6 protein-coding genes are annotated in these 14,027 nt (G+C 69.2%); 3 read left to right on the top strand and 3 right to left on the bottom strand.

Going from position 1 to position 14,027, the window contains the following annotated elements; genetic code table 11:
* Positions 1 to 16: 16 nt before the first annotated feature.
* Complete coding sequence (locus tag D7006_RS02515) at positions 17 to 913, bottom strand: LysR family transcriptional regulator (protein ID WP_237355418.1); 897 nt, start codon at positions 911 to 913, stop codon at positions 17 to 19.
* Between the two features lie 78 nt (positions 914 to 991).
* Here D7006_RS02515 and D7006_RS02520 point away from each other — a divergent pair, with 78 nt between their 5' ends.
* Complete coding sequence (locus D7006_RS02520) at positions 992 to 1,768, top strand: MBL fold metallo-hydrolase (RefSeq protein WP_237355419.1); 777 nt, start codon at positions 992 to 994, stop codon at positions 1,766 to 1,768.
* Between the two features lie 3 nt (positions 1,769 to 1,771).
* Here the strand turns inward: D7006_RS02520 and D7006_RS02525 are convergent, their stop codons facing one another.
* The gene (locus D7006_RS02525) at positions 1,772 to 3,931 is read right to left on the bottom strand and encodes a histidine kinase dimerization/phosphoacceptor domain -containing protein (RefSeq protein ID WP_237355420.1); all 2,160 of its coding nucleotides are present in this window, start codon (positions 3,929 to 3,931) and stop codon (positions 1,772 to 1,774) included.
* A gap of 302 nt (positions 3,932 to 4,233) precedes the next feature.
* On the opposite strand from D7006_RS02525, the gene D7006_RS02530 reads away from it, so the two are divergent.
* The gene (locus tag D7006_RS02530) at positions 4,234 to 4,923 is read left to right on the top strand and encodes a gamma-glutamylcyclotransferase (protein ID WP_237355421.1); all 690 of its coding nucleotides are present in this window, start codon (positions 4,234 to 4,236) and stop codon (positions 4,921 to 4,923) included.
* A 57-nt stretch (positions 4,924 to 4,980) separates the two neighbouring features.
* Here D7006_RS02530 and D7006_RS02535 read toward each other — a convergent pair whose 3' ends face one another.
* The gene (locus tag D7006_RS02535; RefSeq protein WP_237355422.1) at positions 4,981 to 5,745 is read right to left on the bottom strand and encodes a helix-turn-helix transcriptional regulator; all 765 of its coding nucleotides are present in this window, start codon (positions 5,743 to 5,745) and stop codon (positions 4,981 to 4,983) included.
* A gap of 615 nt (positions 5,746 to 6,360) precedes the next feature.
* On the opposite strand from D7006_RS02535, the gene D7006_RS02540 reads away from it, so the two are divergent.
* Positions 6,361 to 13,809 carry a hypothetical protein gene (locus tag D7006_RS02540; protein ID WP_237355423.1) on the top strand — a complete coding sequence of 2,483 codons (7,449 nt, stop codon included), beginning with the start codon at positions 6,361 to 6,363 and terminating at the stop codon, positions 13,807 to 13,809.
* The last annotated feature ends 218 nt before the right edge of the window (positions 13,810 to 14,027 follow it).

The raw sequence follows: 14,027 nt of genomic DNA on the forward strand, positions 1-14,027 counted from the left end.
AAGCGGAAGGGGCGGCTCAGGCCCCGTCCGGCGCGAAAAGGCCGGCCTCGGCCGCGAACAGCGCCGCCAGCGCATCGCGCACCGCCCGCACCGCGCCATCTTCCGGCTGAAGTGGCCGCGTCAGGGCCACCAGCGGCCGCGCCGGGCAGGCCGGCGCCAGCGCCACAGGGACGAGGCCCAGCAGCGTGGCGCCGATGAAATGCGGCAGCAGCGCCACCCCCAGCCCGGCAGCGGCGGCCTGCGCCTGGGTGAACTGGCTGTTGGCGCGAAAGGCGAGCCGGGCGCGCGGGAAGTGGCGGGCGAGGAAAGCCGCTTCCGGCAGGTGCGCATTGGCGGCGTCGAAGCCGACGAACACCGGGGCAGCGCCGTCCGCCAGCGTCGCGGCATGGGCGGGCGCCGCATAATAGCCGAAGCCGATGGTGGCGAGCCGCCGCGCCACCACGGCGCCATCGCCGGGCATGCCTAAGCGCAGCGCGATGTCTGCCTCGCGCCGGGAGAGGCTTGCCAAGCGGCGCTCGGAGATGATCTCCACGTCGATGGCTGGATAGCGCGCCGCGAGGGCGCCGAGCCGTGGCACGAGGAAGCCGTCGGCGAGGCTGGGCGTCGCGCTGATGCGCACCAGGCCGGAGAGCGACGGCTCGCGCGGGGCGCGGGCGAGGCGGGCGGCCGCCTTCTCCATGGCCTCCGCCGCCTCCAAAGCGTCCATGCCCGCCGCCGTCAGGCCGTAGCCGTCACTGCGCCGATCGAACAGGCGCGCGCCGAGCGTCGTCTCCAGCGCCGTGATGCGCCGGGCGACGGTGGCATGGTTCACGCCCAGCGCCCGCGCCGTGGCCGAGAGGCTGCCGTGGCGGGCTAGCGCCACGAACACGCGGGCGTCCTCCCAGTCGAGGGTTGTGCGAAAACGATCGGTCATTGAGAAAGAATAGGGAATTTTCGCTCAGGGGCGAAGTCTGGATGCTGGCGGCGACAGGACAAATCGAAGGAAAGCCCCATGACGTCCGCTTCCGTCACCCTCACCCTCATCGGTGGCCCGACCGTGCTGATCGAGATCGGCGGCTTCCGCCTCCTCACCGATCCCACCTTCGATCCGCCCGGCCTCTACCGCACCGAGCCAGTGCGCTTCGAGAAGACCGCCGGCCCCGCGCTGGCGGTCGAGCAGGTGCTGCCGCTCGATGCCGTGCTGCTCAGCCACGACCAGCATCTCGACAATCTCGATGCCTCGGGTCGCGCCCTGCTGCCTCAGGCGCGCGCCGTCTTCACCACCCCCGTGGCCGCCGCCCGGCTCGGTGGCAATGCGGTGGGGCTGGCGCCGTTCGAGACGCGGGAAATCGAGGTGCCGGGCAAGGGACGCCTGCTCGTCACCGGCGCGCCGGCCCGCCACGGCCCGCCCGGCATCGAGCCCATCTCCGGCGATGTGGTCGGTCTGCTGATCGGCGTGGAGGCGCCAGGCGACGCGGTCTACGTCACCGGCGATACGGTCTGGTATGAGGGCGTGGCCGAGGTGGCGCGGCGGTTTTCGCCGAAGGTGGTGGTGGTGTTCGCCGGCTCGGCGCAGCCGCGCGGCGCGTTCCACATGACCATGGATGCCAACGACGCGCTGGAGACCGCGCGCGCCTTCCCCGGCGCGACGCTGTTCGCCGCCCATACGGACGGGTGGGTGCACTTCAAGGAGAGCGCGGAGCGCCTCGCCGCGGCCTTCGCCAGCCTCGGCGTCGGGCACAGGCTGGCGGCGCCGGAGCCGGGGCGGCCCGTCTCCTTCGCGCTGTGAGCGTCAGGCCCCCGACGGGCAGAGGGGGGCGGTGACGATGGTGCGCAGGCCGGGAGCATTCTCCTCGTCGGCGATCACGCCGTCGAGGCCCTGCACCATGGCCTTGATCATGAGCGTGCCGAAGCCCTGGCGCTCGCCCACCTTGCCGCTGCCGTGGTCGGCGACGATGAGGCGGAAGCGGTCGCGGTGCTGCTCCAGCGCCACACGCAGCGGGCCGGGGGCGCCGCCATAGGCGTATTTGGCGGTGTTGAGCACCAGCTCGGTGAGGATCAGCCCAAGCCGCACCGCGCGGTCGGCCGCCATCAGCACCGGCGCCACATCGAGCATGATGTGGGCTTCCCATTCCTTGCCGAGGGCGCTCGTGACCTCGTTGGTGAGGTCGATGAGATAGCGCGAGAGGTCCACCGCCTCCACCTGCTCGCCGGCATAGAGCTGGCGATGCACGAGGCCCACCGCCGCCACCCGGCGCTCGGCCTCCGCCAGGGCCGAGGCCGCCTCGCTCTCGCCGAGACGGCGCGACTGCAGGCGCAGGAAGGAGGACACCAGCTGCAGGCTGTTCTGCACGCGGTGGTTCACCTCCCGCATCAGGAAGTCCTTGTGCTGCAGCAGCTGCTCGTTCTCCACCACGGTGGCGGAGAGACGGCGGTTGAGGTCACGCACGCGCCGGTTCTGGCGCGCCTGCAGCACGGCGTGGCCGAGGCGGTTGATGGTCTCCACCTCCGCCAGCGACCAGGCGCGCGCCTTGCCGCGCACGGTCTCGCTCCACGCCTCGAACGAGGCGCGCGGGGTGAGCTGGGCATTGGGATCGGCCGGCTCATCGCGATGCGGATTGCCGGCCCAGTTGACCACCTCCACCTGCTCGGCGCGCAGCCACAGCAGCACCAGCGGTGCGTCGCCGGGAATGTTCACCGCCGCGACGCCGCTGGCCAGCGGCGCGACGTCGGCTGCGGCCGGCAGCAGGCTGGGCAGGGCGCGGGTACTGAAGGCCCGCGTCTGCGCCTTGCCCTCCACCCAGCGCGCGATGCGCCGGAGCGCCGTCTCGTCCGGGCAGCGGCCGCAGGTGCGCACGCGGTCGGCCTCGACCACGGCGAAGCCGTCGGCGCCCAGCGCCCGGCGCAAATCGTCGCCGTGGCGGGTCAGCACGTCCTCCACCGGAGCGTCGGCGGCGAGATAGTCGGCGAGGGAATCCTCGGCGCCGCGCAGCCGGATGCGGTCGCGATACTGCATCGCCTCCTCGCGGGTGCGGATCTGGCGGGCGAGGTTGGAGGCGAGCGACTGGCAGGCCATGCGCAGTTCGTAAGGCAGGCGCCGGGGCGTGCGGTGATGGCAGGCGACGAGCCCCCACAGCACCCCGTCCTTGACGATGGAGACGGAGGCCGAGGCCACCACCCCCATGTTGTGCAGATACTGGATGTGGATGGGCGAGACGGAGCGCAGCATCACATCGGACAGATCGAGCTGGGCGAGCCCGGCCTCGGCCGGGCGCAGCGGCGCGGGCTCGTAGGCCACGTCCGGGATCACCCGCACGCGGTTGCGCACATAGAGCGCGCGCGCCTGCCGGGGGATGTCGCTGCCGGGGAAATGATGGTTAAGGAAGGAGCCCATCTCCTTCGCCTTCGCCTCGCCGAGCACCGTCCCCGCCTCGTCGTCGAGGAACTGGTAGATCATTACCCGGTCGAAGCCGGTGATGCGGCGGAACACGGAGGCGGCTTCTGTACACAGATTGCGCAGATCCGGCGCGCGCTCGAAGCTCACCGCCGCGGCGTCGAGCCCGGCCAGCACCTCGGCCGCGCCGAGCCGCACTTCGGGCGCCGGCTCCAGCTCCACCAGCAGGCCCTGCGGGGCGCGGTGCAGCAGCACTTCGAAAGTCTCGGCGCGCCCGGGCACGAGGCCGACGCGGGTGACGCCGCTCTGCGGCGCCTCGCGCAGCTGCGCCGACAAATCCTGTCCGAGGAGGGTGTCGAGGGTGGCGCCGAGCCAGTCCTCGGCCAGGCGGCCCTCGATGTCGCCGGCGCCGCCCACCACCGTGCGGGTGCGCGAGTCGGCCACGAGCAGAAGGCCGTGCGGCTGGATGGAGCCCGGAATGTGGATGGGTTCGCGGTCGCAGGCGCCGAGATCCGGCGTGGTGCGGGGCGCGGTGCTGCTGACGGAAGCGTCGTTCATGGGGGCCGTTCGCGCTCGTCCTCTCTCGTCGCAGGAAACCCTGCGCCGCTGATGATCGGAGCCGGCCGCGCCCCCCGGCGCGCCCCCGACGCCCGCGCCGGTCGCCGCCCGTGGCGGGCGGTTCCAGTCGCGATTCCTCACCCTTCATCGCACGGGTTTTACTGCCAAGCCAAATGCCGAGCCCGATGCCACGCCCGATGCCAAGCCTATACCCCGCGGGATGCCGTACCCGAGGAAGGATGAGGCGCCGATGGGACGCGGGCATGGGAATTGGCGCGGTTCCTGCTTAAATAGGGGCAGCCATGAAGATGCATGCTCTGACCCGTGAACTGATCGAGGCCGGCGGCATTGACGCGCTGGTGGCGCGCGATGCGCCGGATCTGGCCGTGCTGACCGAGGCCGAGCGCGCCGCCTCGCTGCAGGCGACGCTGGCGGAACGGCCGGAGGGGCCGGCCTGGCTCTTCGCCTACGGCTCGCTGATCTGGAACCCCACCGTGCGGGTGGAGGCCTGCCGCGTCGGCCGCATCGACGGCTGGCATCGCGCCTTCTGCCTGGAGACGGTGGTGGGACGCGGCTCGCCCGCCCATCCCGGCCTCACCCTCGCCCTCGACGAGGGCGGCGACTGCACCGGCGTCGCCTTCCGCCTGCCGGAGGAGGGGCTGGAGCACGAGCTCTCCCTGCTGTGGCGGCGCGAGATGCTCTCGGGTGCCTATGTGCCGCGATGGCTGGATGTCATCGACCTCGACGGCGGGCGGATCGGCTCGGCCATCGCCTTCACCATGGACCGCACCAGCGTGCAGTATGCCGGCGGCCTGAGCGAGGAAGAGGTGGTGGACCGCCTCGCCACCGCCCGGGGCGCCATCGGCTCGGCCGCCGACTATCTGTTCGCCACCTGCGAGGGGCTGGCGGAGCACGGGGTGCGCGATTGCGCCCTCGACACGCTGGCGGCGGCGGTGCGGCGGCGCCGGGAGGCGCTCGACCGGCAAGGGTGATCGCGGCAAGGGTGAGCGCGGCAGGGGTGATCGCAAGAGGTGTGATGGCCGGAGGGTTCAGCCCGTCTGGCTGACGTCAGCTTCCTCGGCGCGGGCGACGCCGGCGGTAGCCTGGTTGGCCTCGGTGCGGAACGCCGAGGGGGCACGGCCGAAGGTGCGCCGGAACAGCCGGTTGAAGGTGGCGATGTCGTTGAAGCCGGCCTCGAACGCGATGTCCGACACCTTCTTCGCGGCATTGACGGGATCGAGCAAAGCGGCGCCCGCATATTTCAGGCGCGCGGTGGTGATGTGTTCCCGCAGCGTGGTGCCGTGCTTCTGGAACATCTTCTGGAGCGTGCGCACGTTGAGCTTGTAGCGCTGGGCCACCTGGGCCACGCCGTAATCCTGCTGGCGGCAATTGGCGGCGATGTCGGCGAGGATGTCGCGGAAGAGATGGTCGCCGCCGGGCTGGCCGCCGAGCTCGTCCTCGCGTGCAACCGAGAGGAGCGCGAGAAGGCCGGCCTCGCAGGCCCGAGCCAAAGCCGGCGGCAGGTCGCGCCCGACGATGCACTGTGCCTGCGTGATGAGCAGTTCCACCGACGCGTCCGGCGTCGTGGACAGTGCGCTGCCGCCCGCGCCCGCCGCTCCGGCGCCCGGCGTGCGGTCCGGGGCCGCCACCAGAATCACCGACCCCGCGGGGAAGCGGATATCCGCGCCGCGGCGCACCGTTGCTAGAAAGGGCACGTTGGCGGGAATTGGTTGTGCCGGCCCCTGATCAAGCGCGATGGTAGAGGATTCGCTGGCCCGCCCCGCCAGAGTTAGCGGCAGCTCCAATGCGGTCATACGCAGACCCCCCAATTGTGGCGCCTCCGCACAAATAATGGCCACATTCGGTAACAGCGTCTGACGCACGGTTAACCGCTTGTTAACCGCTGTGACCTTGGGGACGGGTGCATCGCTACCTTGCAACAGCGCACGATGAGACTGTGAGTCTGATGCAGAGCAGTCATGAATACTCAAATATTGCGTCTGCGAAATCTTTCGAAATCCCTCCATGACTGGCCGCCACGCCTCCCTTGATCGGCGCTACAACACGGCAAACAGAGTCTAAACGCAATCCACGCTACTAAATTACCGTCATCTATTCTATCTTTGACTAAGCTGTAGGGTGGTTGCAGGCAACCACCAAATGCCGACTTTATAGTTAATGTATTGAAATAACTATACAATTCAAACTATGGCAGAAGTGCAACACCTCACGCGAATATGAAGAAGTTCGCTTTTTGAGCAGTGATGATTCGCGCCCTGCGGAGAGGTGATTGCAGACGCTGGGTAAGTTCGCGTCAGTTCGAGGAGTGTGAGAATCGCTCCACAACCATGGGTCGCAGATTGTGGCGGCCGAAACAGGTTCTGGCTGGCGGAGGGCTCCCCTCCTGCCGCCGCATGTTGGGGGTGAAGATGGTCAATACGGGCGGCACCATCCTGTCTGGCGTTGAGGCGCATCCTTCGGTGAACCGGGGTCGCATGCGCGCACTGCTTCTCAGCTCCGCTCTGGCGACGGTGCTTGCGGGCGTGATCCAGCCGGGCACGGCGAACGCGGCGTGCTCCAGTGCGGGTTTTCCGAATGTGACGGTGGACTGCACCGGGACCGATAACAACGGCTTCTCGAACAACAACATCTTCGGAAGCACGACGGTCAATGCCGGTGCTGGCGTCATCGTGCAGACCGCGCCGAGCGGTACCGCCCTGAACGTCGGTTCTCTAACCTCGATCACCAGCAACAACACGGCCGCGACCTTCACCGGCGATGCCAACGGCATCGTCTATAACGCCGGCACCAGCATCACGCTGAACAACTTCTCCGGTTCGGCCACGGGCACCACCGGAAACGGCATCCAGCTCTTCGCCACCGCCGGCAACATCACCGCCAACAATTTCACCGGCACGGCGACGGGCGGCGATAACGGCATCAGCGCCACCGCAGCGGTCGGCAGCATCACCATGACCGGCTTCGCCGGCACGGCGACCGGCACCGAGGCGAGCAGCAACGGCATCAACCTCACCTCCACCCTGGGCAACATCACCTTCACCTCCACGCCCGCCGCCTTTGTCAGCGGCGGCACGAACGGCCTGAACTTCACCGCCCTCGGCACCATCAACACCACCACCAACGGTGGCTTCTTCAGCGGCACTTCGGGCTCCGGCGCCAACTTCCTCGGCCAGGAAGTCAACCTCACCGCCAACAACTCCTTCTTCATGGGCGGCACCAACGGCGTCGCCGCCACTGGCGCCGACCTCGACCTGCGGTTCGTCGGCGGCACCGCGATGGGGACCTCGGGCGATGGCATCAACGCCACCGCGGTGGGCTTCTCCCTCGGCGGGACGCAGATCCCGGCCGTCTCCTCGGTCACCACCAACGGCACCTTCGTGCAGGGCGGCACCAACGGCATCAACGCCACCGCCACGGCTGTCGGCCTCACCGGCGTCGGCGTGGACGCCACCACCACCGTGACCGCGAATGGCGGGTCGGTGACCGGCGGCACGGGCGCCGGCATCTTCGCCTCGGCCATCACCGCGCCCGTCACGGGCGGCCCGAACACCGCCTCCACCACCGTGCAGGGCTCCGCCGACGTCACCGGCGGCTCCAACGGCATCTTCGCCCTGGCCGGCAGCCTCAACGGCAACGCCAACACCACGGTGAACGTCTCCGGCGACGTGGAAGGCACCAACGGCAACGGCGTCTTCGCCCTCGGCGCCAGTGTCGGCGACTTCACCGGCTTCGACCCGAACGATCCCTCCACCTGGAACTCGGCGGTCGGCACCGGCAAGGCCACCGTCGACGTCACCACCAAGGACAATGTCACCGCCGGCAACGGCACCGGCATCCTCGCCGTGGGCATCGGCACCGGCAATGAAGTGACCGTCGACGCCCGCGACAATGTCGACGCCACCGGCGGCTTCGGCGTGCTGGCCGGCTCCATCGGCACCGGCGGCACCGTGGATGTCACCACGAAGAGCGTCTCCGGCACCCAGGGCGGTGTGCTCGGCTTCAACACCGATGGCAATGTGAACGTCCACACCACCGGCACGGTGGAGGTCGCCTCGGGCGGCCTGATCGGCGTCGGCGCCATCTCCAACAACGGCAATGCGACCGTCAACTTCTCCGGCGTCATCGACCCGCCGCTGATCGGCGCCGGCTCGCTGACCATCGGCAACGGCACCGCCACCACCAACACCGCCGGCACCATCGACGCCGACCTCATCGGCGTGATTGCCCTGAACGTGGGCGACGGCCGCGCGGTGGTGGACAACAACGCCTCGGTCCAGTCCAGCGTGGGTGCCAACCCGCTGCTCGGCGTCGGCGGCATCAAGGTCGGCAACAACAATGCCGGCCTCGACGTTGACGTGCAGAACAACGGCGTCGTCACCGACTATGCGGTGGGCGTGCTCGGCCTCGCGGTCGGCAACGGCAACGACGTTTCGGTGAACAACAAGGGCGTGGTCGATGCCGGCTTCCTCGGCGTCGGCGGCATCGTCGTCGGTGAAGGCACCGGCGTCGAGACGGTCACGGTGCGCAACTCCGGCGCCATCGAGACCGGCGGCATCGGCGTGCTGGGCGCGGCCCTCGATCTGAACGGCACCGGTGCCGGCACCAATGTCGACGTCAACAACTCCGGCACCGTTACCGGCGGCTTCCTCGGCGTCGCGGGCATCGCGGTGGGCGAGGGCTCCGGCACCACGGTGAAGGTGGTGAACTCCGGCGCCATCTCTGACAATGCGGGCATCGGCGTGCTCGCCGGCGCCTTCGGCGACAATCACACCGTCACCCTCAATAACCAGGGCGCGATCACCGCCGACCTCGGCGGCGTGGTCGGCGTGGTGGGCGGCGACAACGGCAAGCTCAACGTCACCAACTCCGGCGCCATCTCCACCCAGGGCGCGGCCGTCGCCGGCCTCGTGGTGGGTGACGAGGGCCAGGTGAAGGTCACCAACACCGGCGCCATCAACGGCGGCCTGCTGGGCGTGGGCGGTGTCGTGATCGGCGACAACACCACCGGCATCGCCACCACCGTGGAGGTGAAGAACTCCGCGGCCGTCACCAATGACGGCATCGGCGTGCTGGGCGGCGGCATCGGCGACAACCAGGTGGTGAAGGTCTCCACCTCCGGCGCCATCGACTCCGGCCTGCTCGGCGTGGGCGGCTTCTCCATCGGCGCCAACGGCAATGTGGACGTGAAGACCACCGCGGCCGTCACCTCCGGCGGCGCGGGCGTGGTCGGCGCCGGCATCGGCGACAACTCGGTGGTGAAGGTCACCACCGGCGAGCAGGTGGACGGCACCTTCCTCGGCGTCGGCGGCCTCATCGGCGGCGCGGGCTCGCAGCTCACCATCGTCACCGAGGACAAGGTGACCTCCTCCGACGGCTTCGGCGTCGCGGCCCTCGGCCTCGGCACCGGCCAGACCATCAACGTGACCACCCAGCAGGAAGTCTCCGGCGACCTGCTCGGCGTCGGCGCGCTGAACCTCGGCGGCGGCGGCACCACGGTGAACGTCGAGACCCAGGCCAAGGTCACTTCGGCCTCCGGCTTCGGCGTGCTCGGCGGCTCCATCGGCACCGGCGCCAACACCGTCACTGTCCTCACCCAGAAGCAGGTCTCCGGCGACCTGCTGGGCGTGGGCGGCATCATTGGCGGCACGGGCGGCAGCCTCACCATCGAGACCAAGGACACCGTGGACAGCGCCAACGGCTTCGGCGTGGCGGCCCTCGGCCTCGGCTCCAACACCATCGACGTGACCACCGACAAGGCGGTCACCGGCCGCTATCTCGGCGTCGGCGCCCTGGCGCTGGGTGACCAGAACACCGTCACCGTCCACACCAAGGACACCGTGACCTCCTCGGATGGCTTCGGCGTCCTCGGCGGCGCCATCGGCGCGGGCCCGAACGTCGTCTCCGTCACCACCGACAAGGCGGTCGCGGGCGACCTGCTCGGCGTCGGCGGCGTCATCGGCGGCACGGGCGGCAGCCTGACCATCGAGACCAAGGACACCGTGGACAGCGCCAACGGCTTCGGCGTGGCGGCCCTCGGCTTCGGCTCCAACACCATCGACGTGACCACCGACAAGGCGGTCACCGGCCGCTATCTCGGCGTCGGCGCCCTGGCGCTCGGCGACACCAACGCGGTGACGGTCCACACCAAGGACACCGTGAAGTCGGCTGATGGCTTCGGTGTGTTCGGCGGCGCCATCGGCGGCGGCGCCAACACCGTGAAGGTCACCACCGACCAGACGGTCGACGGCCGCCTCCTCGGCGTCGGCGGCATCCTCGGCGCCACCGGCGGCTCGCTGGACATCAACACCAAGGCGGCCGTGACCTCCGCGGACGGCTTCGGTGTCGCCGGCCTCGCCTTCGGCAACAACAACACCGTGAAGGTGCTCACCGAGAGCACCGTGAGCGGTGACCTGCTCGGCGTCGGCGCCCTCTCCATCGGCGACGGCGGCACGGTGGACGTCCACACGCTGGCGGCCGTGACCTCGGCCAACGGCATCGGTGTCCTCGGCGGCAATATCGGCGCGGGCCAGCAGGTGACCGTGGTCACTGACGGCACGGTCAACGCCGCCATCGCGGGCGTGGTCGGCTTCAACACCGGCGGCGACACCGACGTGACGGTGAACCAGAAGGTGTCGGTCGCCCCCGGCGGCTTCATCGGCGCGGCCGCCATCTCCGGCGGCACCGGCAACGCCACCCTGACCATCAACGGCGTGATCGATCCGCCCGCCATCGGCGGCGGCGCGCTCACCATCGGCTCGGGCACCGCCACGGTGAACGTCAACGCCGAGGTCCAGGCCACCACCATCGGCATCGTCGGCGCCAACATCGGCAACGGCGCCATCGACGTGAACGTCAATGCGGGCGGCACCATCAAGTCCGACGGCATCGGCATCCTGACCTTCAAGCTGGGCGACGGCCCGACCAACATCGACGTGGATGCGGCGGTCGGCGGCCTCAGCGGCGCGGCCACCGGCGGCGACGGCATCTTCGCCCTCGCCTTCGGCGAAAGCCCGGTGACCATCAACACCACCGCCAACGGCACCATCACTGCCGGCGACGACGGCATCTCGGTGGGCCACATCGGCGGCGGCAACATCACCATCACCACCAATGCGGCGATCACCGCCGGCGACGAGGGCATCCAGGTGCTCTCGGCGGCGCTGACCACCGGCGACGTGACGGTGACCAACAACGCCGGCATCACCGCCACCGACAACGGCATCTTCATCCTGAAGGGCGGCGACGGCGCGGTGACGGTGAACGCCAACGCCAACATCACCTCCACCACCGCCAACGGCATCGAGGCGAACGCCGTCCTCGGCACCGGCAACGTGACGGTGGCGCAGGCGGGGCTCACCACGATCACCGCGCAGGACTTCGGCATCATCGCCTCGAAGACCCTGGGCACGGGCGACGTGACGGTCACCACGGGTACGCTCTCGGCCATCAACGCCACCGCGGGCGGCATCTTCGCCGGCCGGTTCGGCGGCACGGGCAACGTGGTGGTCTCCACTGGCATCGCCAGCGGCATCACCACCTCCGGCAACGGCATCAATGCCCAGTCCATCGGCGCCGACGGCAACGTCACCGTCACCACCGGTCTCGCCAGCGGCATTACCGCGGGCAATGACGGCATCGTGGCCAACAAGTTCGCCGGCTCCGGCGACATCTTCCTCACCACCGGCTCCTCCAGCACGGTGGCCGCGGGCGATGACGGCCTCACCGCCACCAACTTCGCCTTCGGTGCCGGCAACGACATCTTCGTCACCACCGGCCTCAACTCCTCGGTCGTGGCCAACGACAAGGGCATCCGCGCCGGCGGCTGGGACAACGTCAACATCACCACCTCCGACCTCAGCCTCATCCGCGGCGACGCGGACCAGAGCGGGGTGGGCAACGCCATCCGCATCTTCGAGGCCGACTTCGCCACGGTGAACATCGGCACCAACAATGCGGTGATCGGCTCCGGCAAGAGCTGGGGCGAGGCGGTGATCTCGGTCAACAGCGACGACGGCACCACCATCAACGTGGGCGCCGGCACGCTGGTCAGCTCCTGGAGCTACCTGGGCGGCAACAACCTGCCCGGCCTGATCGTGGCGGCGAGCGACATCGTCATCGACACCGATGGCGGCGCCACCACCATCACCAACGAGGGCACCATCGTCGGCCGCATCGGCCTCACCGACAACGACGACACCTTCAACAACCTGTCGTCGAACACCTGGATCACGGTCGGCAACAACTACTTCGGGGGCGGCACCGACACCCTGAACAATACCGGCCGCATCGTCACGGCGCTGCAGGGCGCGGTGGCCGAGAACACCAACTTCTTCAGCCTCGAGACCTTCAACAACGGCGACCCGCTCTTCCTGCAGAGCGGCCTGCTGACCATGATCGACGAGGTGCCCGGGCAGATCGCCTTCAACGGCGCCCGTGACGTGACCTACGTGAGCGGCACCTGGAACGGCGTCGGCAACAGCCGGGTGGGCCTCGACAGCTTCCTCGGCGCGGCCGGCTCCACCTCGGACCAGCTTGCGGTGGGCGGGCTCGACGTGAACGGCGTGGAGATCGCCGGCCTCGTCACCACCGGAGCGACCGGCCTCGTCATCAACGACGTCAACCCCGGCCCCGGCGCCTTCAACCTCGCCGGCATCCGCGTGGTGGACGTGCAAAGCGTGGCCGGCACCACGAACCCGGCGAGCTTCTACATCGATCCCAGCTCCACCAACTACGCGCCGAAGTTCGGCGGCGTGATCGACAAGGGCCTGTTCTTCTATGACCTCACGGTCATCGGCAACGACCAGTACCTGATCGGCCTGCCGGACCAGGAAGTGTTCGAGCTGCCGAAGCTCGTCACCGGCGCCCAGGCCATCTGGCACGAGACCACCGGCGTGTGGCTCGACCGCCAGGCCGACCTGCGCACCTACCTGCAGGGCACGCCCAAGCAGCTCGTCACCAAGGAAGGCGTGAAGACCATCGACGGGGCTCCGGCCTCCGTCACCCCCGGCATCTGGGGCAAGGTGGTCGGCAGCTGGGGCTCTCGCGACGCCTCCAACACCTTCGCGGCCGGCGGCGGCCTCTACGGGTTCGACACCGGCTACAATCAGAGCATCTACGGCTTCATGGCCGGTGCCGACTTCGGCAAGGAGAGCGTGTTCGCCACCAATGACGCGGTGGTGTTCGGTGTCCTCGGCGGCTATGTCGGGTCCAACCTGAACTTCAGCAATTCGCCCACCTCGGCGGATTACTCGGGCGGGACGGTCGGTGCGTATGCCACCTACATCACCGGCAACTGGTACTTCGACGCCCTCATCAAGGCCGACTTCCTCTCCATGGACTACAACGCGCCGACGCTCGCGGGCATCGGCTACTTCGGAAAGTCCACGGACGCCCGGAACGTCGGCTTCGCGCTCGATACCGGCTACCGGCTCTACACCTGGGCCAATGGCGGGTTCGTCGACGGCCTCGCCACCCTGTCCTACGTGAACACCAACATCTCCAACCTCGCCATCGCCGGAAACACCTTCGTGGACTTCGGCAACAACGACAGCCTGCGCGGCAGCCTCGGCGCCCGCGTCGGTGGCCAGATTTACGACGCCGCCACCTACAAGGTGCAGGCGAGCGTGACCGGCCGCCTCTGGTACGAGTTCCTGGGTGACAACGCCGTCACGATCTTCAATCCGGGCGTGCCCTTCGGCACCGTCGACAACTTCGACGGCCTGTTCGGTGAAGTCGGCGTCGGGTTCAACGTCTTCGCCAAGGACTCGGGCTGGAACAGCTTCGTGAATGCCGACGTGAAGTTCGGCGACAACTACACGGCCGGCAGCGCCAAGGGCGGTGTCCGCTACCAGTGGTGAGCGGCGCCTGATCCTCGATCAGTCCAGCGGGCGGCGTGCCTTGAAGGTGCGCCGCCCGTTCCTTCTCCGGGGACAAGATCGTGACGGAGCTTGGCTTTCGCGCCGTGCCGTCCCATCCTCGCCCGCCGGGTGCGGGGCCCCGCCAGGGGTGCCGCAGAGCGCTTGTCCGGGAGCGCACCGCAGCGGGACCATCTGCCCCTGTCCGGTCTTTCCTCGGG

The sequence above is a fragment of the Xanthobacter sp. YC-JY1 genome (genome assembly GCF_021730305.1).
Taxonomy (GTDB): Bacteria; Pseudomonadota; Alphaproteobacteria; order Rhizobiales; family Xanthobacteraceae; genus Xanthobacter; species Xanthobacter flavus.

Excerpts from the sequence above, each read along its gene's own strand:
- D7006_RS02515 (WP_237355418.1), bottom strand. The coding sequence starts at position 913 with ATGACCGATCGTTTTCGCACAACCCTCGACTGGGAGGACGCCCGCGTG.
- D7006_RS02520 (WP_237355419.1), top strand. The coding sequence starts at position 992 with ATGACGTCCGCTTCCGTCACCCTCACCCTCATCGGTGGCCCGACCGTG.
- D7006_RS02525 (WP_237355420.1), bottom strand. The coding sequence starts at position 3,931 with ATGAACGACGCTTCCGTCAGCAGCACCGCGCCCCGCACCACGCCGGAT.
- D7006_RS02530 (WP_237355421.1), top strand. The coding sequence starts at position 4,234 with ATGAAGATGCATGCTCTGACCCGTGAACTGATCGAGGCCGGCGGCATT.
- D7006_RS02535 (WP_237355422.1), bottom strand. The coding sequence starts at position 5,745 with ATGACCGCATTGGAGCTGCCGCTAACTCTGGCGGGGCGGGCCAGCGAA.
- D7006_RS02540 (WP_237355423.1), top strand. The coding sequence starts at position 6,361 with ATGGTCAATACGGGCGGCACCATCCTGTCTGGCGTTGAGGCGCATCCT.